Annotated in this window: 13 protein-coding genes and 1 tRNA gene; 7 read left to right on the forward strand and 7 right to left on the reverse strand. The window is 49.6% G+C overall.

The features are described from left to right. Nucleotides 1-11: 11 nt before the first annotated feature. Entirely contained in the window at nt 12-1,052 is a 1,041-nt protein-coding gene (locus WBJ53_RS17545) for a LacI family DNA-binding transcriptional regulator (RefSeq protein ID WP_338868440.1), read from the reverse strand. A gap of 263 nt (nt 1,053-1,315) precedes the next feature. On the opposite strand from WBJ53_RS17545, the gene WBJ53_RS17550 reads away from it, so the two are divergent. Together WBJ53_RS17550 and WBJ53_RS17555 are read left to right on the forward strand one after the other, a co-directional pair. Continuing rightward, nucleotides 1,316-2,194 (forward strand): NmrA family NAD(P)-binding protein, encoded by an 879-nt coding sequence (locus WBJ53_RS17550; RefSeq protein WP_338868442.1) that lies wholly within the window; start codon nt 1,316-1,318, stop codon nt 2,192-2,194. Nucleotides 2,195-2,560: 366 nt separating this feature from the next. After that, nucleotides 2,561-4,204: a beta-N-acetylhexosaminidase gene (locus WBJ53_RS17555; RefSeq protein ID WP_338868444.1), complete on the forward strand. Its 1,644-nt coding sequence runs from the start codon at nt 2,561-2,563 to the stop codon at nt 4,202-4,204. Nucleotides 4,205-4,262: 58 nt separating this feature from the next. Here WBJ53_RS17555 and WBJ53_RS17560 read toward each other — a convergent pair whose 3' ends face one another. The 5 genes from WBJ53_RS17560 to WBJ53_RS17580 all read right to left on the reverse strand — a co-directional run bounded on the left by WBJ53_RS17560 (nt 4,263) and on the right by WBJ53_RS17580 (nt 10,684). Then, complete coding sequence (locus tag WBJ53_RS17560) at nt 4,263-5,405, reverse strand: TIGR03364 family FAD-dependent oxidoreductase (RefSeq protein ID WP_338868446.1); 1,143 nt, start codon at nt 5,403-5,405, stop codon at nt 4,263-4,265. A gap of 15 nt (nt 5,406-5,420) precedes the next feature. After that, nucleotides 5,421-6,158, reverse strand: a complete 738-nt coding sequence (locus tag WBJ53_RS17565; RefSeq protein ID WP_338868448.1) for an HAD family hydrolase — start codon at nt 6,156-6,158, stop codon at nt 5,421-5,423. A 132-nt stretch (nt 6,159-6,290) separates the two neighbouring features. Further along, on the reverse strand, nt 6,291-7,025 hold the full coding sequence (locus WBJ53_RS17570; protein WP_338868450.1) for a response regulator: 735 nt from the start codon (nt 7,023-7,025) through the stop codon (nt 6,291-6,293). 8 nt (nt 7,026-7,033) lie between these two features. Continuing rightward, the gene (locus WBJ53_RS17575; protein ID WP_338868452.1) at nt 7,034-8,794 is read right to left on the reverse strand and encodes a histidine kinase dimerization/phosphoacceptor domain -containing protein; all 1,761 of its coding nucleotides are present in this window, start codon (nt 8,792-8,794) and stop codon (nt 7,034-7,036) included. A 396-nt stretch (nt 8,795-9,190) separates the two neighbouring features. After that, nucleotides 9,191-10,684, reverse strand: coding sequence for a nicotinate phosphoribosyltransferase (locus WBJ53_RS17580; RefSeq protein WP_338868454.1), 1,494 nt, complete (start codon nt 10,682-10,684; stop codon nt 9,191-9,193). A 149-nt stretch (nt 10,685-10,833) separates the two neighbouring features. Between WBJ53_RS17580 and rpoN the strand changes: the two genes are divergently transcribed. Together rpoN and WBJ53_RS17590 are read left to right on the forward strand one after the other, a co-directional pair. Next, nucleotides 10,834-12,285: an RNA polymerase factor sigma-54 gene (gene rpoN, locus WBJ53_RS17585; RefSeq protein WP_338868456.1), complete on the forward strand. Its 1,452-nt coding sequence runs from the start codon at nt 10,834-10,836 to the stop codon at nt 12,283-12,285. A gap of 169 nt (nt 12,286-12,454) precedes the next feature. Further along, nucleotides 12,455-13,042 (forward strand): hypothetical protein, encoded by a 588-nt coding sequence (locus WBJ53_RS17590; RefSeq protein WP_338868458.1) that lies wholly within the window; start codon nt 12,455-12,457, stop codon nt 13,040-13,042. 5 nt (nt 13,043-13,047) lie between these two features. Here WBJ53_RS17590 and WBJ53_RS17595 read toward each other — a convergent pair whose 3' ends face one another. Continuing rightward, nucleotides 13,048-15,345, reverse strand: a complete 2,298-nt coding sequence (locus WBJ53_RS17595) for a tetratricopeptide repeat-containing sensor histidine kinase (RefSeq protein ID WP_338868460.1) — start codon at nt 15,343-15,345, stop codon at nt 13,048-13,050. 272 nt (nt 15,346-15,617) lie between these two features. Between WBJ53_RS17595 and WBJ53_RS17600 the strand changes: the two genes are divergently transcribed. The 3 genes from WBJ53_RS17600 to WBJ53_RS17610 all read left to right on the forward strand — a co-directional run bounded on the left by WBJ53_RS17600 (nt 15,618) and on the right by WBJ53_RS17610 (nt 20,260). Further along, complete coding sequence (locus WBJ53_RS17600; protein ID WP_338868462.1) at nt 15,618-19,148, forward strand: FG-GAP-like repeat-containing protein; 3,531 nt, start codon at nt 15,618-15,620, stop codon at nt 19,146-19,148. Nucleotides 19,149-19,323: 175 nt separating this feature from the next. Then, nucleotides 19,324-20,121 (forward strand): enoyl-CoA hydratase-related protein, encoded by a 798-nt coding sequence (locus WBJ53_RS17605; RefSeq protein WP_338868464.1) that lies wholly within the window; start codon nt 19,324-19,326, stop codon nt 20,119-20,121. A 65-nt stretch (nt 20,122-20,186) separates the two neighbouring features. Further along, nucleotides 20,187-20,260: transfer RNA gene (locus tag WBJ53_RS17610), tRNA-Arg, on the forward strand. Nucleotides 20,261-20,304 lie beyond the last annotated feature (44 nt).

Genomic DNA, 20,304 nt, shown 5'->3' on the forward strand with positions numbered 1-20,304 from the left:
ATTGAGTAAATTTATATAGAAACGGTTGTCTTTGCCTTCGAAGACGCTCGTTCAACAAGTTCAGCTTTCATCAGAATTTGCGCAGGTTCGTTCAGGTTATTTTTCAGCTTCTTTACCAATAATTCAACTGCCGTTTGCCCCAGCAACACAATAGGTTGCCGCAGGTACGTAACCGGACAATAGTATAATTCGAAGACCTCAGCCTGCCCAAAGCTCACAATAGCCAGGTCTGTTGGCACTTTTACGCCCAGCTCATTCACATACTTCAGACCGCCAAGGGCCAGGCTATAGGTCGCAAACAGGATCGAATCGACGGGTTGGCTCCCCGCCAGCATTTCGTCAATAGCGGCTTTTACCCCCTTTTCGATGTTATTCATCCGAACCCGCTTCAGCCACGATTTCTGAAAACCAGGCAGTGCATCGCGCAGCGCATCCTGATACCCACGTATCCGCTCCTGCATATGGTACATCTTCGATTCGTAGGCAATCATTCCCACCCGCTGGTAGCCATTCTTTACCAGATGCAAACCAGCCTCATAGGATGCCTTATAATGGTCGGTCGAGACAAAATCGGTCTGTATTTCCGGGAAATACCGGTCCAGCAATACAAAGGGTATGTTTTTATCGTTCAGATACTGAATCTGCGACTCCGAGTTTTCGGCCGATACGATAATAAATCCATCAACCTGCCTGTTGATCAACACATTGAGCAGATCGCGCGATTTGTCGGCATTTTCGTCCGAACTCCCAATAATGACTGTATATCCGTTTCGTTTTGCTTCATCTTCAACAACCCGGGCGATATTGGCAAAAAACGGGTTCGAAATATCGGCAATGATTAAGCCGATGGTATGCGTTTTTCCACTCCGAAGGCTCTTGGCCAGATGATTGGGCTGGTAGTTCAGTTCGGCGGCAATCTGCCTGATTTTGATGGCGATTTCCTGACCAACCCGACTCTCTTTTTCTTTTCCATTCAGAACATACGACACTAAAGCAGTTGAAACCCCTGCCTTTTGAGCTATATCCTTTAACGAAGTTTTTTTAGTACTCATCTAGTTTTTACGGCGTTCAAATCTATGCTTAATCCTTTAAACAAAAAAATATTCAACAATATATTTTAATATATATTTAACAAAAAACCCTATTTGGGTTTACCCCACGCGCTAAAGTTCCACGAGTCGATACCCGGAGGGCGTTTCCAGTTCAAGTTTTTTTCATTCCGATTCCTGGCCCTTTTTCGTTGCTTCATCTATACCTATCTTTCAAAAAGCAGGTGTCCGGTTCCAATTTTGGTGCATCAAACAACGATCTACTCATGAAAACATTAGTAATTGGAGGCACCGGAACCGTTGGCAGCCAGGTGGTGGCTGAGTTGCTGCGCCAACAGGCATCTGTTCGGGTGTTGGTAACCTCTTCCGATAAAGCCGCTTTGTTGCCCGAAGGCGTCGAAGCTGTAGCTGGTAACATGAACGAACCCGCAACATTGCCCAACGCTTTCGATGGTATCGAAACCGTGTTTCTGCTGAATCGGCAAAGTCATACCGAAGCCGCGCAGGCACAGTTTGCCATCGCATCGGCCAAACGGGCTGGTGTGCGTAAAATCGTGTATCAGAGCATTCATAATGTGCGCAATGCTCCGCACATCCCTCACTTTCGGCCAAAAATTACCGTCGAAAACGTATTGAAGCAGTCAGGTCTGGCATATGTGCTGGTGAGCCCGAATAACTTTTTTCAGAATGATTTCTGGTTTGCCAGAGCCATTGGCGACTATGGCATTTACCCGCAACCCATTGGCAATATTGGCCTAAACCGGGTCGATGTGCGCGACATTGCCGAAGTAGCCGCCAAAGTGATGCTGAGTGACGCCTATAATGGTCTGACGATTCCGCTTGTGGGCCCACATAAACTAACCGGTCCCGATACAGCCCACATCCTGAGCGAACAACTGGGGCAAGCGGTTCGCTATGCCGGAAATGATCTGGAAAGCTGGGCTACAGAAGCGAAGAAAACAACGCCCGAATGGCTGGTAGAAGACTGGAAAACGATGTATCGGTTCTTTCAGGACGAAGGACTGCGTGCCTCAGCCAACGACCTTCACCTGCTGACCGAGGTGTTGGGCCGGGCGCCACGGAGCTACGCCGATTTTGTTGCCGAACACACTTCTGTATTTGCACAGCCAGTGGCAGCCGTCTAGTTTTTATTCAACTCGAAGCAGTTTAACCAATTTCCCGTTCAGACTACATCCTATACAAATCGTTGTTGAACAGCCCGGCCGTTCGGCAACGATTTTTTCGTTGAAAAGAGCAAACGATTGCACACGGTTTCTCCAACAACCCGCGTACTCAGTCAGTAGAGACCCCTTAGCGCCTTCTAGGCATAATTTAGCCTAATAATCAGGTTTTTGCTCTGCACTCCCATCCAGAATTGATTTCAACCTGCCTATGCCCCACTACACCTGAAACCTTACTACAGGGTTTGGGACCTACTCATAGCAGTGGGGTTACGTGTAATTTAGCGGTATTAAATCCTGTTCGGATCGTCAAGCCAAACCTTACTTTTCATGAAACTACTACTTACCTGTCTGATTTGCGGACTGCTCAGTTTCCCTCTGTTTGCGCAGACCAAGTATGCGATTTTGCCGAAGCCTGTACGGCTCGAAGAACGGAGTGGTTCGTTTACCATCCCGGCCAAACTAACCATCGCCGTTCCGGCCAATAACGCCGACGTGCGCCAGATTGCCCGGCTTCTGGCCGACCAGCTTGCCAAATCGACCGGCTATAGCCCTAACATTACGACCGGAAAAGCGGCCAAAGGTATTTCGTTTGTAAGCGCCAAAGGGCCAGAACTGGGTGCTGAAGGCTATAAGCTGACGGTTTCGCCCAAACAGATTGTGATCATGGCCGAACAGCCTGCTGGCTTTTTCTACGGCGTTCAGTCACTGATGCAACTTATGCCAGCGGCCATTTTCAGCCCTGCTAAAGTGGACGGGGTAAGCTGGACTGTTCCTGCCTGCGTGGTCGAAGACCAGCCGCGCTATAGCTACCGGGGTTCTATGCTCGATGCGGGGCGTAATTTTATGCCCGTTCCATTCATCAAAAAATACATCGACCTGCTGGCGCTCCACAAAATGAATACGTTTCACTGGCACCTGACCGAAGATCAGGGCTGGCGGATCGAAATCAAAAAGTACCCGAAACTCACGCAGATCAGTTCGATCCGTCCTAAATCGATGATCGGTCGATATAGCGACAACGCCTACGACAACAAACCTTATGGTGGTTTCTACACCCAGGACGAAGTTCGGGATGTGGTCAACTATGCCCAGTCGCGCTATGTTACGGTTATTCCCGAAATAGAAATGCCGGGGCATTCCGTTGCCGTACTGGCTGCTTACCCCGAGTTCGGCAGTAATCCCGATAAAATTCTGGAAGTAGCCAGCAAATGGGGCGTTCATGACGATGTGCTTTTCCCGCGCGAAGAAACGTTCCGGTTTCTGGAAGATGTGCTGACCGAAGTAATGGATCTGTTTCCGAGTCAGTACATTCATATTGGTGGCGACGAATGCCCTAAAACCCAATGGAAGCAGAGCCGTTTCTGCCAGGACATGATCAAAAAAGAAGGGCTGAAAGACGAGCATGAACTCCAGAGCTATTTTATCCGGCGCATCGATAAATTCATCAGCTCGAAAGGTCGGCGACTGGTTGGCTGGGACGAAATTCTGGAAGGCGGCCTTTCGCCCAATGCTACGGTTATGAGCTGGCGGGGCATCAAGGGTGGCATTGCAGCCGCCCGGCAGAATCACGACGTCATTATGACACCCAATACGTATTGCTATCTGGACTACTATCAGGCCGATCCGAAAACCCAGCCCATTGCTATTGGTGGTTTTCTACCCCTCGAAAAAGTCTATAGCTTTAATCCATCCGTATCCGACAGTCTGACAACCGACCAGGCAAAACACGTACTGGGTGTTCAGGCCAATATCTGGACTGAATACATGCCAACGACGCCTTATGTCGAATACATGGCTTTCCCACGATTGATTGCCGTGGCCGAAACAGCCTGGACACCGAAAGAAGGTAAGAACTTCGACGATTTCAAACAGCGACTGGACCTCCACAATAAACGGCTCGATTACCTGAAGGTCAACTATTTCGGAGCACCCATCAACAATTCATTCCCGTATCAGTGGCCTAAGAAGTGAGTATGTAGTTTATAGTTGCTCCGCCAATTAGTGCCCTTTACTGCGGAGCAACTATAAACTATAAACCCATCTCCCGAATGCTGGCTTCGGCATAACCGGCACCGGAACTCATGCCTTTGCCACCGATGCCGGTTATGATTCGGATATTTTCGTCGACGTCGTATTCGAAGATTTCAGCTTTCGTCTGACTGTAGAACCCAGCCCAGGTTTTGCGAACCTCCAGCGGAAACGTAACAATCCGCCGGGCTTCGGTCAGCATCAGTTGATTGATGTAGTCCTGCGTATGAAAGCCCAGGTCTTCAGCTTTGGTAGCGTCGGCATATTCGTGCGAGTCGCCAACAATAAATGATCCGTCGATGGCCTGTTTGAACAGGATATGAATGCCCCACTTCTGCAATTCGGCCAGGTGTTCAGGCTTTGGGATGCTTGCATAGGACGGGCACTCCTGAAACGATTCGTAGCGCCGGATGGTAAGACCCGTCAACATATTTCCGGGCAAGGTCACTCCGGCAACGGGCTCAACCAAAAGCATCTGCAATTTGCTAACCACCAATCCGGCATCGGCCAACTGTTCAGGAAACAGCAAACGTACCTCATGTCCACTACAGATCAGCACACGACCGGCCTGAAACCGCTGCTTATTGGCCAACGTCAGAATAGCACCACCGTAGTTTGACTGACAATCGACGACTACCGACCCGGGTCGGTAGTCGACACCGTATTTTTTCTGAGCGAAGGCAATCAGCCGGTGAATCATCTGCTCAGGTTCTACACTCAGTTCGTCCGGAAAAAACAGCCCTCCTACCACGTAATCAGGTTGTAGCAATGGGTATTTTGTCAGGCACTGCAGTTTAGACAGCAGTTCGCAGGGGTAGCCAATGGCCTGATAGCGGTCATATAATTCGTTGGCCAACACCCATTCGTCGGAGTCAGATGCAATATAAACCGTACCATTAGCCCGTACTGTCAGATCGGTCTGGCTCTGAATATCGCGGTAGATCTCCAGACTCCGACGACCGTACTCGAACCACCGCCCGGCCAGGCCCGACGGCACTACCTGCCCAAAATTTCGGACAGTTGCGCCAATTGGATACTGGTCTTTTTCGAGCAAAAGCACCCGTTGTCCGGCTTTGGCAGCATGATAGGCATGAAAAGCCCCCAGCGCTCCCGCACCCACAACAATCAGATCGTATGTAGCCATAAGAAAATTAATCGGTTATGCACCTACGGTGAGTTCATTGGCCCCCAGCAAAGCGGGCAATTCCTTCAGGGAGCCAAGCAGGCGGTCGTGTGGATAGGCTTCCAGTTGCTCCTGCGAATGTGTACCATTGGTAACACCGAGGTTAAGGGCAACACCAGCGGCCCGACCCGACAACAGATCGGAAGGCGTATCGCCAATGTTGACAACCGCTTTGGAATCGCTGATGCCCAGCCACTGAATAGCTCGTTCAATCATATAGGGATACGGCCGCCCCCGTTCGACCTCATCGCTGGCGATAGACAGTTGAATAATGCTATCGGCCGACCCCATCCGGCGGTTATCGAGCCCTTCCAGCCAGCCAAGTTTTTCCAGAATAATATCCGTTACCGTCCGATAGAAACCCGTTGTGAGCGCAATGGCAATACCACGTTCGCGCAGATAGGCAAAAGTTTCCAGACAACCTTCGGTTGGCGTAGCGCCCTGCGTGCGGTAATGATTTTCGAGAATGCGCTGAAAGGCGGCATACGACACATCGACATGCTGAGGCACATCGGGATGCATTTCGCCCAGTTGTTCTTTCCAGAGGGTACTGAACACATACCGCTTCGAAAGCCCCTGCATGGCCAGAATTCGCTCGTCCGACGCGATCAGGCCGGTTTCGGCGGCTGCTTCGGCAAAGCATCGCTCTACCTCATGGTGGTCGGTCACGGTGGTACCGGCCATATCGAAAACCACTAATTCAATAGATTGCATCGTTGGTCAGAAAAAAAGAGGTGGTAAAAAAACACAAACTTTTGGTACTTACCAGTAAATCGGTGTTAAGAAATAGAGAAAAAAAAGCCCGTCGGCAATGAGTTCGGCTACCAATCAACGGCCCAAACCAGGCTATTTGGTTCGGATAACGGTCAGTTTTTTCATTAGTTCTTTACGGCTGGCAACCGGTATCTGGATCGGTATTTTATGGTTGACCATATAGAGGTAATTGCTTTCCAGCCGTTCGATGTGGTTGATGTTTACGAGTAACGACCGCGACAGCCGGAAAAAATTGGATTGCGGAAAATACTGGGCCAAATGACTCAGACTGGTGCTAATATGATGAACCGTTTCTTTACCGACCATAAACACCCGAACATACGACCCATCGGCTTTGAGGTACAACACATTGTTGGTATCGATTTTTTCGTATCCTTTATCGATGGGTAAAAATAAGTGCCCTGGCGGCACGTCGGCTGTTGGCTGTACGGCATTTTCGAAATTATGGTAGGCCAGTTCAATCTGAAGTTTCAGCTCATGGCTCTGAAACGGTTTCAGCAAATAAGCCGAGGGCAGCGTTTCCTTGGCCGACTGGAATGTCTGTATTTCCGAATTGGCCGTCAGGTAGATTATAGGAATACGCCGTATAGCCAGCAGTTCCTTTGCGGTGTCAATACCATCGCGAGATCCGTTCAGTTGGATGTCGATCAGGGCCAGATCGACCGGGTATTTCCGAAAAGCGTCTATTGCTTCCTGATACGTACGGGCAGTTGCTACCACCGTATGACCAGCCTCCTGAAGCGTCTCCTGCAAATCCATAGCCGTTATGGCCTGATCTTCAACGACTAATATTCTCAATCCATTCATACTGACTCTTAAACAGTAAACTCCAGTGTAAATACGGCACCGGTCGCCGTATACCGATCATTGGTATTAAATATCCCTACGCCATCGAGCTGTTCAACCTGCGACTGAATTAACGTCATTCCAAACGTTTTCATTTTTGTTGCATTGCGCGTCATCGGCTCCAATGCGGGTTGGTCGGTTTTTGTTAATCCAGGACCATTATCGGCCACCACAAGCTGAATGCGGCTACCCGTTTTCCTGCAACTCACCCAGAGCAACGGGTCTTTATTTCCAGGAAATGCATATTTGCAGGAATTAGTTACCAATTCGTTAATAATTAACCCCAGCGGAATGGCTTTATCAGCAGTTAAATCAATTTTATCGATTGAAAAATGATGTTCGGCATGGGTAAATCCATAGGTATGGAGGATTCCGGTAATGAGCTCCTCAATAAACTCGTCAAGCCGAACCTGAGCCAGCTTATCGCCATCGTAGAGCCGTCGGTGCAGAATGGCCATTGACTGAACGCGTAACTGACTTTCCTCGACTGCTTTTTTAGCCGTTGCGTCGGAGAGTCGTTTGGCCTGGAGATTTAGCAGGCTCGATACAATCTGGAGGTTATTTTTAACACGATGATTCTGTTCTTTAACCAGTTCTGCATTCTGTCGGCTTATCCGCTGATTTTTTCGATATAACCGAAAAAAAACGATGCTCATGCCAATGGTCATCATCAACAGGGCCGATACAGCGAGCGTAAATCGCTGTTGTGTTTGAAGGGTAGCGGCCTGGAGCGTCAGTTCCCGTTTCTGCGATTTTAGCAGCGATTCTTTTTTTTCACTTTCATACTCCATATTGATCCGGCTCACAGCCCCATTCCGATCTTCCAGCAGCATGGTCTTTTCCAACTGGCTCAGCTTTTTCAGGCGCTGATAGGCTTTTGCCCATTGACCAGTTGTTTCGTAATAGTCGACAAACTCACGTTCCATTCCGATGAGGTAATCGAGTTCGTTCATGTTTGCCTGCTTGTATAGTGTTTCGGCCTGCTGCAGGATGGCATAGGCCCGTTCGGGCTTGCCCGTTAGTCGATAAGCCGTGGCCAGATGGACCATTGTATTGATCTGAATCCCTGGTTTATGCTTTAGGGAGTAGAGATGGAGTGCCTTTTCGAGGTAGGTAATCGATTTTGGATTTTGTGTTCTGGTCAGAAACTGACCAACCAGCAGATCAGCTTCGGCAATAGCCAGTGTATCGTTTAGCCGATGACCCAGTGTTCGCACCGCGTTGTAACAGGCAAGAATGCTGTCGGACTTCACGTTATCATGCTGCCACTGTCCATCCCACACAATTTCGTAGGCTTGCCCCAGTGCGCCATAGGCCCGTAATAACCCTTCATCGGAATGAATTCGCTGAAATACCTGAAGCGACTGCCGTACATAGTGCAGCGCATCGTCCATGTCGTTCTGCCGACTTTCGTTTTCGTACAGGCGAACATAAAGCCGGCCTAACTCGAATGAATCGCCACGACGTTCCTGGATTCCGAGCGATTTAAGAAAATAGCGCTGCGAGGCCGCATAATCGCCCGCAAATGCATGGGTTTTACCGTAGAGATACCACGCTTCGGCCAGCAGCAGCGAATCATTTTCCCGAAGCGCCTTCTGTTCTGTTTGCTGCGCATTCTGAAGTCGTTTTTCGTTAAGGCTCAGATGTATCGCTTTCTGAGCCCTACTTTGGCCCAAAGCCATACTTAACAGTACCAGCAGGCACACAGAACGCGGGTTTGACCAAAACATCGGGGTGTGGGAAACGAATAGAAGAGGCCCTACCCGTTTGCTATCAAATGTAAAAAACTCTCTTCCAAAGAAAAAAGACGGAGTTTGCAAGAAAATCCAGTGGATTCACAAACCCAGCATTGCCAAAGTAATTAGAATGAGGCATGTTTGATCTAAAATCAACGATAAACCTCTAGGCTACGGGTATTATTTCAGGGCTTATTTTTGATTATCCGGTGCTTTCTGTTACTATCTACACCTATTTTTGAGTGGGTTTTCCCGGTTGGCGCTTCTAGTATAGCTGCTGTAATGTAAGTATGCGCTAACTGTTTTTAGTGGCTTGACAGCAAAAATGCCCAGCATAGGTAGGTCTATGTCGGGCATTTTTAGTAACAGCATCCTAACGGCGGGCAGCCATCAGGCTCCTTCCCGAAGTTTCAGGATCAGCTCGGTTTTCAGTTCGTGCAGGTGTTTCTCTAAACCAACCGGATAGGTATGCGGATTGACAAATCGTTTTACGCCCGGATGCAAACCCGCAAGCTGGGTCTGTACCCGGTTGCGAATGGTATGAATATCGGGATTTTCATACACACAGTTTCCCGACCGAAACACGGGCACCAATAGATCTTCATAGGGCTGATCGGCATCAAATTTCCGACGTTTTGTAAAATCCAGCGGGTCGATCATGGTCATGGGTGTTGGCGTTGGCGCAATACGGGCATTGCTTTCGTCGTAGATCATATCGGCCACAAAGCCCTGCTCGTTTCGAAACCGCCGAACCTGTTGAATACCAGGTGTTGAGATTTTGATAGCCTGTTCTGAAAGCTTCATTTTGTAGTCCCATTCGCCCACAGAGGCCCGCACCGACGGCTCGTGCCGCAGGGCAGTCAGTTTATAAACACCACCCAGAGCTGGCTGGTCGAAGGCCGTTACGAGTTTGGTACCCACTCCCCAGATGTTGATTTTGGCACCTTGCTGTTTCAGGCTGGTTATAATGGTTTCATCGAGATCATTACTGGCCACAATGGCGGTATCCGTAAATCCAGCCTCATCGAGCAATTTCCGGGCTTCGATACTAAGGTAGGCCAAATCGCCGGAATCGAGTCGTATGGCTGACAGTTTGTGCCCCTGACGTTTGAGTTGCCGCCCCGTTTCAATAGCATTGCGCACGCCCTGTATCGTATCGTATGTATCGACCAGCAGGGTAATGTTGTTTGGCATCACGTTAGCATAGGTCAGAAACGCTTCCAGTTCGTTTTCGAACGACATGACCCAGCTATGCGCATGGGTTCCCCGCACCGGAATACCATAGAGTTTACCGGCCAGCACATTCGATGTAGCGTCGCAGCCACCAATATAAGCGGCCCGCGAAGCCGTCATGCCTCCATCGACGCCCTGCGCCCGACGCAGCCCAAACTCCAGCAGGATATCCTGCTCAACAACCAGGCGCAGCCGAGCGGCTTTGGTGGCAATGAGCGATTCGAAGTTGATCAGGTTCAGGAGCGGTGTTTCAATCAACTGGCATTGCAGAATTGGTCCGCGTACCCGCACTAGTGGTTCGTTCGGAAAAACAACCGTGCCCTCCGGCATCGCTTCAATGTCGCAGGTGAGTTTCAGCGTTGCCAGGTAGTCCAGAAAAGCCTCTTCGAAGAGAGGCAACCCATCGCTCCCCGTAAGCGATCGCAGATAGCGCAGGTCTTTCTTCGAAAACCCGAAGTTTTCAATAAAGCCGATCACGTTGGTTAGCCCGCAGGCAATGGTAAACCCTCCGCCGAACGGGTTTTTCCGAAAGTATAAATTAAAGACAGCTTCTTTTTCGGCAGTTCCGGATTTCCAGTACCCATATGCCATAGTAACCTGATAGAGATCAGTCAGTAAGCTAAGAGAGGTGTCGTAAAGTTTGTTTGTCATACCGCGAATGTACAACTCAGCAACTTTCCTAAAAATTTTCACTCGTTTCAAACAAAAAAAGCATAAATTGGTCTGATATTTGTGCGGGGCACTTTCGTCATCCAATGCCCCGTATGGTTCACTAATTCTACCGCTTACATTTACCACCCATGCAGAAATTAAGCCTCTCTCAGTCGCTTCAACAGAAACTGTCTCCTCAACAGATACAGTTTATCAAGCTGTTGCAAATTCCTACGGCCGAGCTGGAAACGCGAATTGAGGAAGAGCTGGAAATTAATCCGGCATTGGAGGAAGGGATGGATGAAGAGTATGAGCAGAAAGAAGAAGATCCTTTTTCTGATGAGTTCGACGACGATTACAAAGATCTGAACAACGACCTGGATATTGACCCGTATCTTCAGAACGAAGATTATGCTGGCTATAAAATGCAGGGCGATGGCAACTATAGCGAAGAAGATCGCGAAATGCCACTAGCCACCAGCTCGACCCTGCTCGACTCGCTTCTTCAGCAATTTGGCTATCTTCAGTTGAACGACCATCAGCGAACAATTGGGCTTCAGCTCATTGGCAGCATTGAAGCCGACGGCTACATCCGCCGGTCGATGCAGGCCATTGTCAACGACCTCGCTTTTTCTCAGAACGTGTTTACCGACACCGAAGAGCTGGAAGAAGTTCTTCAGAAAATTCAGACCTTCGATCCGCCGGGCATCGGGGCCCGCTCCTTACAGGAATGCCTGGTCCTGCAACTCCGCCGGAAAGACACTACCGATCCTTATGTTATTCTGGCCATCCGAATCATTGAAGATTTCTTCGATGAATTCTCAAAAAAACACTATGATAAAATCCAGCGTCGGCTCAACATTAGCGATGATTCACTGAAAAAAGTGATCGACATCATCATCAAGCTAAACCCCAAACCAGGTTCGGTAGAGAGCGAAGGCGGCTCTATTCAGTATCTGATTCCCGATTTTATTCTGACCAACAACAATGGCAAACTCGATCTGACCCTCAACGCCAAGAATGCCCCCGAACTGCGTATCAGCCGATCGTTTGCCGATATGCTCGACACCTACGACAAGAGCAGCAAACAAAACAAATCGCTGAAAGAAACGGTATCGTTCGTCAAGCAGAAACTCGATGCGGCCAAATGGTTTATCGACGCCATCAAACAACGCCAGCAAACGCTGCTTAAGACAATGAATGCCATTGTCCGGTTTCAGTACGATTTCTTCCTGTCTGGCGATGAATCGAAGTTGCGTCCCATGATCCTGAAAGACATTGCCAACCTGATTGATATGGACGTTTCGACGGTTTCGCGGGTGGCCAACAGCAAATCGGTTCAGACCGAATTCGGTATTTATCCCCTGAAGTATTTCTTCTCGGAAGGTATAGCCACCGATTCGGGGGAGGATGTCAGCAGCCGGGAAGTAAAAAATATCCTGAAAGACCTGATCGACAACGAACCCAAACTAAACCCACTCTCCGACGATAAGCTGGAGAAAATCCTGAACGACCGGGGCTATAACATTGCCCGGCGAACCGTAGCCAAATACCGCGAACAACTGAACATTCCGGTTGCCCGGCTCCGAAAACAACTCTAAAAGTTTTTGCAGGATCGCTGTGCGATTTACAGTTTTCGGTTTAACCTTTGAAGAAAAATTCAGTTAGTCTACCGAAAATACCTTAAAGCGCACGGGCGATCCCGTGAAACCAGTAAACTTGAATACGCGTCTTGCCCGCTTTCTTTCTGTTGTTTTTCACCCGTTACTAATGCCGACGCTCCTCTTCGGCATTTTATTGTATCAGGCTCCTTCGGTACTGAATGTTGAAGCTTTTTCGGGGACCTTACGGATTAGTTTACTCATTCTGATTTTCATTGGAACCTTTGGCGTTCCGGCCCTGCTGATTTACTACTTATTCCGCAGTGGTTATGTCCGAAGCCTGCATCTGAACGACCTGGCCGACCGTCGGTTACCTTATTTTCTGACGGCAATGGTCTATACCGGGCTCACCTTTCTGTTTGCTTTTCGGATGCAGTTGCTCTCTACCCTGGCACCCGAAATTGCGATTCTGCTCGGCAGTATAACCGTTTCCATTCTGCTGGTAGGCCTCATTAGTCTCTACTGGCAGATCAGTGCCCACAGCGTTGGCATCAGTGGAGTAATTGGTGTTCTGGCTACGATTATTGCCAAATTTGGCGAGACCGATCTTATCCTCGACCTGATTGGGCTAATTCTGCTGGCGGGTTGTGTTGCCAGCGCCCGCCTTCAGCTCAATGCCCATACGCCCGCCCAGATCAGTGCGGGCTTTGGGCTAGGATTGGGAGTTAGTATTCTGGCCGTTCTGTGGTTTATCTGATACCATCAGACAAGGCTTTCGGCCGCGGCCAATGGCAACACAATGGTAACAACGGTGCCCTCGCCTTCGATGGAGTCGATGCTCATCTGCCCCTGTAGGTATTCAATTACTTCTTTACTCATAAACAAACCCAGGCCCGTGCCTTTGGCCGTTGGCTTTGTGGTGAAAAAAGGACTGAATAGCTGGCTCAGCTCTTTGGTGGGCATTCCCCGGCCGTTGTCTTTTACCTGAATCCGTACGTGGTCGTCAATCAATTCGGTATGTACATTAATTTTACCGACAAAGCCCTCAATTCGGCGGCTTTTTTCCAATAGCGAATAACAGGAATTGTCGATAAGGCTTACCAGTACCTGGCTAAATTCATGGGGCAACAGGTTTACTTCCAGCGGCTGGGAAGTCAGGGAAAAACTGAGTTCTACGGGTAGTGTCTGAGACTGCGCTTTCTTTGCTATTTGCAGCGACGCATTGGCATGTTGTTCCAGAAATGCATTAATATCGGTTACGGCAAAGTTGGAAGATCGTTCTTTGAGTAATTTTTTCATATCCTGCAAAATCCGGGCCGTGCTGCTACCGTGCTCGTTGATTTTCTCCAGATTCTGACTCAGCATGGTTGTTGTGTCTTCCAGATCTTCCCGATCGGTTTGCGGCAAACTGTCCTGATTTTTCTGGGTTATGTCAGTCAATTCGTGCAGCAGTTCTCTGGCGGCCAGCGCAAAGTTGTTGATATAATTTAGCGGGTTCAGAATACGGTCGACAATTCCTTTGGTTAGTTTACCCATTGTGGCCATTTTCTCGGCCTGCACCAATTGCCGTTGGGTCGACCTAAGCTCGGAAAGGGTCGTCTGTAGTTGTTCTTTCTGAAGTTCAAGCAGGTTCTTTTGCTCCTGTAGTTGTTCTTTTTGCGTTTCCAGCAACGTATTGGCCTTTTGTTTGGTCCGATAGGCGTAAAACAACACCAGCGCCAACAGGAGCATCAGCATCAGTCCGGCAAGCAGCGCCAGTTGGCGGGCCCGGGCAATGGCTTCCTGTTTTTGTTGTTCTGCCTGAACGGCCTGCTGCTTTTTTTCGAACTCATAGTTCATCGACATTTCGGTTGCTTTCCGAATGTTTTCTTTTCCTCGCACCGAATCTGTAATAGCAGCGGCCGTTTTATAGGCATCCAATGCCCGGTGGTAGTTGCCCGTTTTTTCGTAACATTCCGATAATTCCGCATAATTGTCAGCCGTTTGCGAATCATAGATATCCGCATCTTTTAACACCGCAAAGCTTTTTTCGTAATAGGGGATAGCCTCCGCGTATTTACCCTGAAGTTTCAGGATCGACCCCATGGTTGAATACGACTGATGAATATTGAGCGGTTGCTGCGAGCCGTCGGCAATAGCCATTGCCTGTCGGTTCAGCTTTTCGGCTTCCGTAAATTTATGCAGTTCAGCCAGATTGGCCGCAGCCGTCGATAAACTCGATGCCTGAATACCATCATCACCCATCTCTTTACCCAACACGGCCGCTTTCATGGCAAACTCATAGGCTTTTGGGTTTTCATGCATGCTCGTGTAGGTATCGGCCAGATTGGTATAGGAATAGAGTTCGATGCTTTTGATTCCCTCCTGCTGGGCCAGTTTGATCGCTTTCTGATAGCGCCGTTCGGCACCTTTCAAATCGCCCATGCCCTTATACAAGTTAGCCATATTCACCAGACAAATGGCCTGGTCATGCAAACTGTGTTTGGCTTCGGCCAGAGTCAGCGCCTTTTGCTCGAATCGCAACGCCTGAGGCCGATTAGAAAGCATGTCGTAGGCAATTCCTACGTTCAGATACATATTTCCTAACCCAGCCGAATAGCTATTCCGCTCGGCAATGCCAATGCTTTTCTCGTAGAACGTGATGGCGCTGTCGTATTTGCTCTGCATCCCATACATAGTACCATAGGCATTATATACTTTGAGCAGGTAAGCAGAATCCTGAAGCGAATTATAAGCCGATTCGGCCAACGTCAGGTTTTCTTTAACAGCCGAATAATTGCCTTTGAATGTATAACAGTGCGCCAACCGCAACCGGGCAAAGGCTTCCCCCTGCCTGTACTTAATACGTCGGGCGAAGGCAACATTCCGCAGCCCCAGACTTATTGCCGAGTCCAGATTGACATCAGTTAACAAACTAATCTTTTTATTGATTAGATTTATCCGGGCAGTATCGCTGGAAGCCTGACTGATGAGCCGATTCAGGCTATCGATCTTGGCTGTCTGGGCCCAGACAGCATGGCAACAAAGTAAATTAAACAATACAATAAAAAAGCGCTTCATATACTATCGGGCAAAAAGAGGCAGCGGAATCGATCAGAAATATTCCTGACAATTTATTTCTGAGTTAAGCATAAAAAGCGAGCCAACATAATTAACTCGTTTTGAAGCAAGTTAATAGGTAAATTTTAGTTTTGCTGGTTATAAGCTATTAAAAGAGCTTAAATAGGATTGATAATAGAAATCGGTTACTATTTAAACTCTATCAAGTTAGAAGTATATAATTTACATTCCTTCCTTTTTCAATTGTTTTATTTAACCAAAAACGCACGTTTATGTATTATTTTTTACCCAGAGCCTGGTTCGCCTGTTTAGGTGGCCTGTTCGCCTTATGCTGGTCTATACTGGCCACAACAGCCCAGGGCCAGGGTTTTATTCCACAACAAGGAGGTTCTAATCCATTTAATGGGGTTACCAACCAACCACCGGGCGCTTCGCCTACGCTGGCCGATCTGGACGGCGATGGCGATCTGGATATGACCCTTGCCAACTCCGATGGCACTCTTCAGTATTATCGTAATATGGGCGGCAGTCCACCGGTATATGTTAAAGCTGACTGCCCCATCCAGCCGCCCAGTGGCGCGTCGGATAAAAACCTCAAATTTTCGTTTGGCGACATCGATGGCGACGGCGATCTGGATGCCCTCACGGGCAATAAGGACGGTCTGATTATACCCTATCTGAACAACGGATCGAAGACCAATCCGCTTTTTGCCCAAAAGACCAATCCACTTTTTGCCCAAACCTCGTCTAAACCGATTCGAACACTGCCCAGGGCGGCTCGTGCCAGTAGTGCTCAGGCCCAGTTAGAAGACATCCGGTATCCCGAAGAGGGCTATTCCTATGTCAGTCTGGCCGATTTCGACAAAGACGGAGACCTGGATCTCTTAATCATTACGGGTGTTGCTATCCATTATTGGCTTAATATTGGCACGGCAACACAGGCAGACTATCAGGAACTTACGGAATGCGATAATCCATTCTATGGTATTACCCGAAGTGGTAACTATTCGAACCCGATTGTAGGTGATCTGGATGGTGATGGCGATCTGGATGTAGCCTTGTCGGGCACGCCAATTCTGTATTACCGCAACATCGGCACTCCCCAAAGCCCCCGGTTTGTGCAGGTAATTGGCGATTCGAATCCGTTCAACGATCTTAATTTAGGATTTGGATCGCAACTGGAATTGGGCGATCTGGACGGCGACGGCGATCTGGATCTTATTGTTGGTCAGTATTCAGGGCCTGTTACTTACTATCAAAACGTACTTCAGATTACCCAGCAGCCTACCCCCGGCAATTTGGTTAGTTGTGCGGGCAATACGGTCAGTACCAGCGTACAGGCAACGGGCGTTCAGCCAATAACCTATCAATGGTACCGATACTCGCAAACAACCGATGTTCCGGTCGATGGCCAGACATCGCCAACGCTGACCTTAACCAACATTCAGCCCGAAGATGCAGGAGTCTACTACGTACTGGTAAGCGGGGGCGGGGGAAGCCTGTTCAGCGAAGCCTTCAACCTGATTGTCCAGAGCGCAACCATTACCCAGCAACCAGCCAGCAGCTCAACAGTAACCGCTGGTTCCGATGTGATGGTACCCGTCTCGGTTGGTGGCCCTATTTACAACTATCAATGGTATCAGAATGGCGACCCCGTTGCCGACCAGACATCGGCTACGCTTTCGCTAACCAGTGTTACCTCTGGGCAGGCTGGAGACTATGTACTGGTGGCAACCAGTTCCTGCAACAGCGTGACAACAACAACATTCTCCCTTACGGTACAGAATCCAACAAACATCTATGCTTCCAAAACGGTTTCGGGCGACTTTACTCCGGGCGGAACGGTAGTGTATAGTATCGAACTTTCCAATTATAGTGAGGGGACGCAATACGACAATCCGGGCGACGAGTTTACGGATACACTGCCAACGAGTTTAAGTCTGGTATCGGCCACCGCGACCAGTGGCGAAGCCACTGCCGACCTGGGCACCAATACTGTAAGCTGGAATGGTATGATTGGGTATTTTGTCCCTAGCCTTACCATCACCATCACGGCTACCATCAACAACAACACCGATGGGCAGACAGTCAGCAACCAGGGTACGGTTCATTATGACGGCGACAATAACGGCTCTAACGAATCCACCCTTCTGACCGACGATCCCGGTACCGAAGGTAGCCAGGACCCTACCGTTTTCACGGTCAACTGCGCTCCAACAGAATTTTCCCTGAGCAACGATGGGCCATTAAGCTGCGAGAAAACCAGTGTGCTCTTAACGGCCTACGGTGCCTTCAGTGGGAGTACCTATGTTTTCAGCGCGGGAGCCACTCAGTCTGGCGGAAACACGGAAGAAACCGCAACCGTAACAACGGATGGGGTATATAGTGTCACTGCCACGGCTCCTAACGGTTGTACAGTCAGTGCTCAAACCACCGTCACCAGCTCGGCTACGCTGGCAGCTCCTACCCTGACGGCCAGCGCACTGACAACTACCAACCAGCCTATTTCGGTTACGGCATCGGGCTGCGATGGTGGCACAGTCAACTGGCAGCCCCAGGGCGGCACAGGTACGGCCAACGGGTCCATTTATACCTTTACCCAGCCAGGCAACTACACCCTGACGGCAACCTGCTCACTCAGCACCTGCACCAGTCCTGCATCTGATCCGCTGGAGTTGAGCATTCAGACCAATGGCATTGGGGTGACATCGGTGACGACCATAAGCTGCCAGTTGTTCGACGAAGCCAAGGGCGGATATTACGTAACGTTCACCCCGCAGTTTGTGGGCCAGACTTCTGCTCCCATTTCCTTCTCGGTTGTTAACGAAAAACTACTCACAACCGATCCTCCTCCGTATCAGCTTCGTTTGTATACCGACAATCCGGTTATCACGCTGGTGGCTACGCAGGCAGGCAATGGCGAAGCCCGTTACCGCTACGACTGGTGGGCATCCTGTCAGTCGGGAACCACTACCAACCAGCCACCGACCACATCGGGGATTCCTAATCAGGACATTGTGCAAGGCCAGGCCTATCGGTTAGACCTAACCAATTACTTCAGCGATCCCGATGGGCAGTCGCTGCTTTTCTCAGCGCAGAACCTGCCAACGGGTCTGAACCTGACAGGAAGTGTGATCAGTGGAACGCCATCGGCTACGGGTGTATCGCCAGTCAGTGTCACAGCTGTCGATCCGGGTGGCCTGTCGGTAAATACGAGCTTCCAGCTAACCGTAAATCCAGAGTCGACGGCACCGGGCGGTTTCACCATTGCGGGTGTCTCGACGGTAAGTTGTGAATCCCTGAGCGCCACCGAGCGCCGGATTACGTTTACGCCACAGTATGCCGGAACATCGGGTAGCCCCATTAGCTTCTCGGTTGCAGCTGAAAAATCACCGACGACCGACCCAGGTCCGTATACCCTTAATTTGTATACCGATAATCCGACCATTACCCTGGTTGCTCAGCAAGGAGAAGAAACAGCTACTTATCTCTACAACTGGCTAAATGAATGCTATGTGCCGGGCCGACAGGGGGCAACCGAATCGGCTACTGGTTTGCAGGTAAAGGTGTTAGGAAACCCCGTTGAAGGCAAATCGGCCGAGCTTGAGATTAGTGGAGCAGCGGGCCAGTCGGTACAGGTCGAACTGGTCGACCAGCAGGGCCGGGTTCTGTTGCAAAGCCGAATCGACAAGGCTACGCAAGCCGACCGGGTAAGCGTACCACTGGGAGCCAGCAAAGGCGCGCTGTTTATACAGGTAAGCACCCCAACGCAGCGTCAGCAGGTTAAACTTCTGAAACCCTGACGTCTGAATTAGCTAGCGCAAAAACAGCCCGGATTTGATATTCCGGGCTGTTTTTGTTGGTCATTAGTCATTGGTTAGCTCTAATGACTAATGACCACTCCTCAATGACTACCATTTGTCGAATCGGACAAAAATCGGTATGCTTGCATACTAATTAGAAGACCACCCTATACCCATGTACGAAAATCTGCTTTACACGGTTGCTGACGGCGTTTGCCGGATTACGCTCAATCGGCCACAGGTCTATAACGCACTCAGTCCAGGGCTCATTCAGGACATTACATCGGCCATGCTAGCTGCCGGAAACGACGACAGTGTGCGCGTGGTGGTGCTGACGGGCGCTGGCGATAAGGCATTCTGCTCGGGTGCCGACCTGAAAGAAGGCGTGGCCACAGCCGCCACTGCTGGCGGTCAGTTGAACCTCGGCGATTCGCTGCGCAACGGCTACCACCCCATGATTAAAGCCATGCGCAATCTGGCCAAACCCATCATTGGGCGCATCAATGGCATTGCGGCCGGTGCCGGTTGCTCGCTGGCCCTTGCCTGCGACCTGCTGGTCTGTACCGACGAGTCATATTTCAGCCAGATTTTCGTGAACATTGGGCTTATGCCCGATGCCGGTTCTACGTTTTTCCTGCCCCGGCTGGTTGGCTCGCAACGAGCGTTTGAGCTGTGCAGCACAGGTCGGCGCGTTTACGGCCCCGAAGCTGCTCAACTGGGGCTGGTGAATCGCTCCGTACCGGCTGCCGAGCTGGACAAGGCGGTAGACGATTGGGTTGTTTATTATGCGGCTGCGCCTACCCGCGCAATCGGTGCAATGAAAAAAGTTTTAAATAAATCGCTCTATTCTGACCTCGACCAGCAGTTGGAGCAAGAAGCTGACAATCAAAATGAACTGGGCAGTTCGGCCGATGCGATGGAAGGCATTGGCGCCTTCCTGATGAAGCGTAAAGCAATTTTTTCCGGCAAATAGCTTGACAAAGGCCTTTTTCCTTTCTACTTTTGCACTCCCGATCAACGGGAACGCAACATAGCAATGCATTCGTAGCTCAATTGGATAGAGCACCTGACTACGGATCAGGAGGTTTGGGGTTCGAATCCCTACGAGTGCACTTGATAATCAGCCACTTACGACATAAAAGCAGTAAGTGGCTTT

The organism is Spirosoma sp. SC4-14 (assembly GCF_037201965.1).
GTDB lineage: Bacteria > Bacteroidota > Bacteroidia > Cytophagales > Spirosomataceae > Spirosoma.

Coding starts and splice junctions, on each gene's coding strand:
- WBJ53_RS17545 (WP_338868440.1), bottom strand. CDS start 1,052: ATGAGTACTAAAAAAACTTCGTTAAAGGATATAGCTCAAAAGGCAGGG.
- WBJ53_RS17550 (WP_338868442.1), top strand. CDS start 1,316: ATGAAAACATTAGTAATTGGAGGCACCGGAACCGTTGGCAGCCAGGTG.
- WBJ53_RS17555 (WP_338868444.1), top strand. CDS start 2,561: ATGAAACTACTACTTACCTGTCTGATTTGCGGACTGCTCAGTTTCCCT.
- WBJ53_RS17560 (WP_338868446.1), bottom strand. CDS start 5,405: ATGGCTACATACGATCTGATTGTTGTGGGTGCGGGAGCGCTGGGGGCT.
- WBJ53_RS17565 (WP_338868448.1), bottom strand. CDS start 6,158: ATGCAATCTATTGAATTAGTGGTTTTCGATATGGCCGGTACCACCGTG.
- WBJ53_RS17570 (WP_338868450.1), bottom strand. CDS start 7,025: ATGAATGGATTGAGAATATTAGTCGTTGAAGATCAGGCCATAACGGCT.
- WBJ53_RS17575 (WP_338868452.1), bottom strand. CDS start 8,794: ATGTTTTGGTCAAACCCGCGTTCTGTGTGCCTGCTGGTACTGTTAAGT.
- WBJ53_RS17580 (WP_338868454.1), bottom strand. CDS start 10,684: ATGACAAACAAACTTTACGACACCTCTCTTAGCTTACTGACTGATCTC.
- rpoN (WP_338868456.1), top strand. CDS start 10,834: ATGCAGAAATTAAGCCTCTCTCAGTCGCTTCAACAGAAACTGTCTCCT.
- WBJ53_RS17590 (WP_338868458.1), top strand. CDS start 12,455: ATGCCGACGCTCCTCTTCGGCATTTTATTGTATCAGGCTCCTTCGGTA.
- WBJ53_RS17595 (WP_338868460.1), bottom strand. CDS start 15,345: ATGAAGCGCTTTTTTATTGTATTGTTTAATTTACTTTGTTGCCATGCT.
- WBJ53_RS17600 (WP_338868462.1), top strand. CDS start 15,618: ATGTATTATTTTTTACCCAGAGCCTGGTTCGCCTGTTTAGGTGGCCTG.
- WBJ53_RS17605 (WP_338868464.1), top strand. CDS start 19,324: ATGTACGAAAATCTGCTTTACACGGTTGCTGACGGCGTTTGCCGGATT.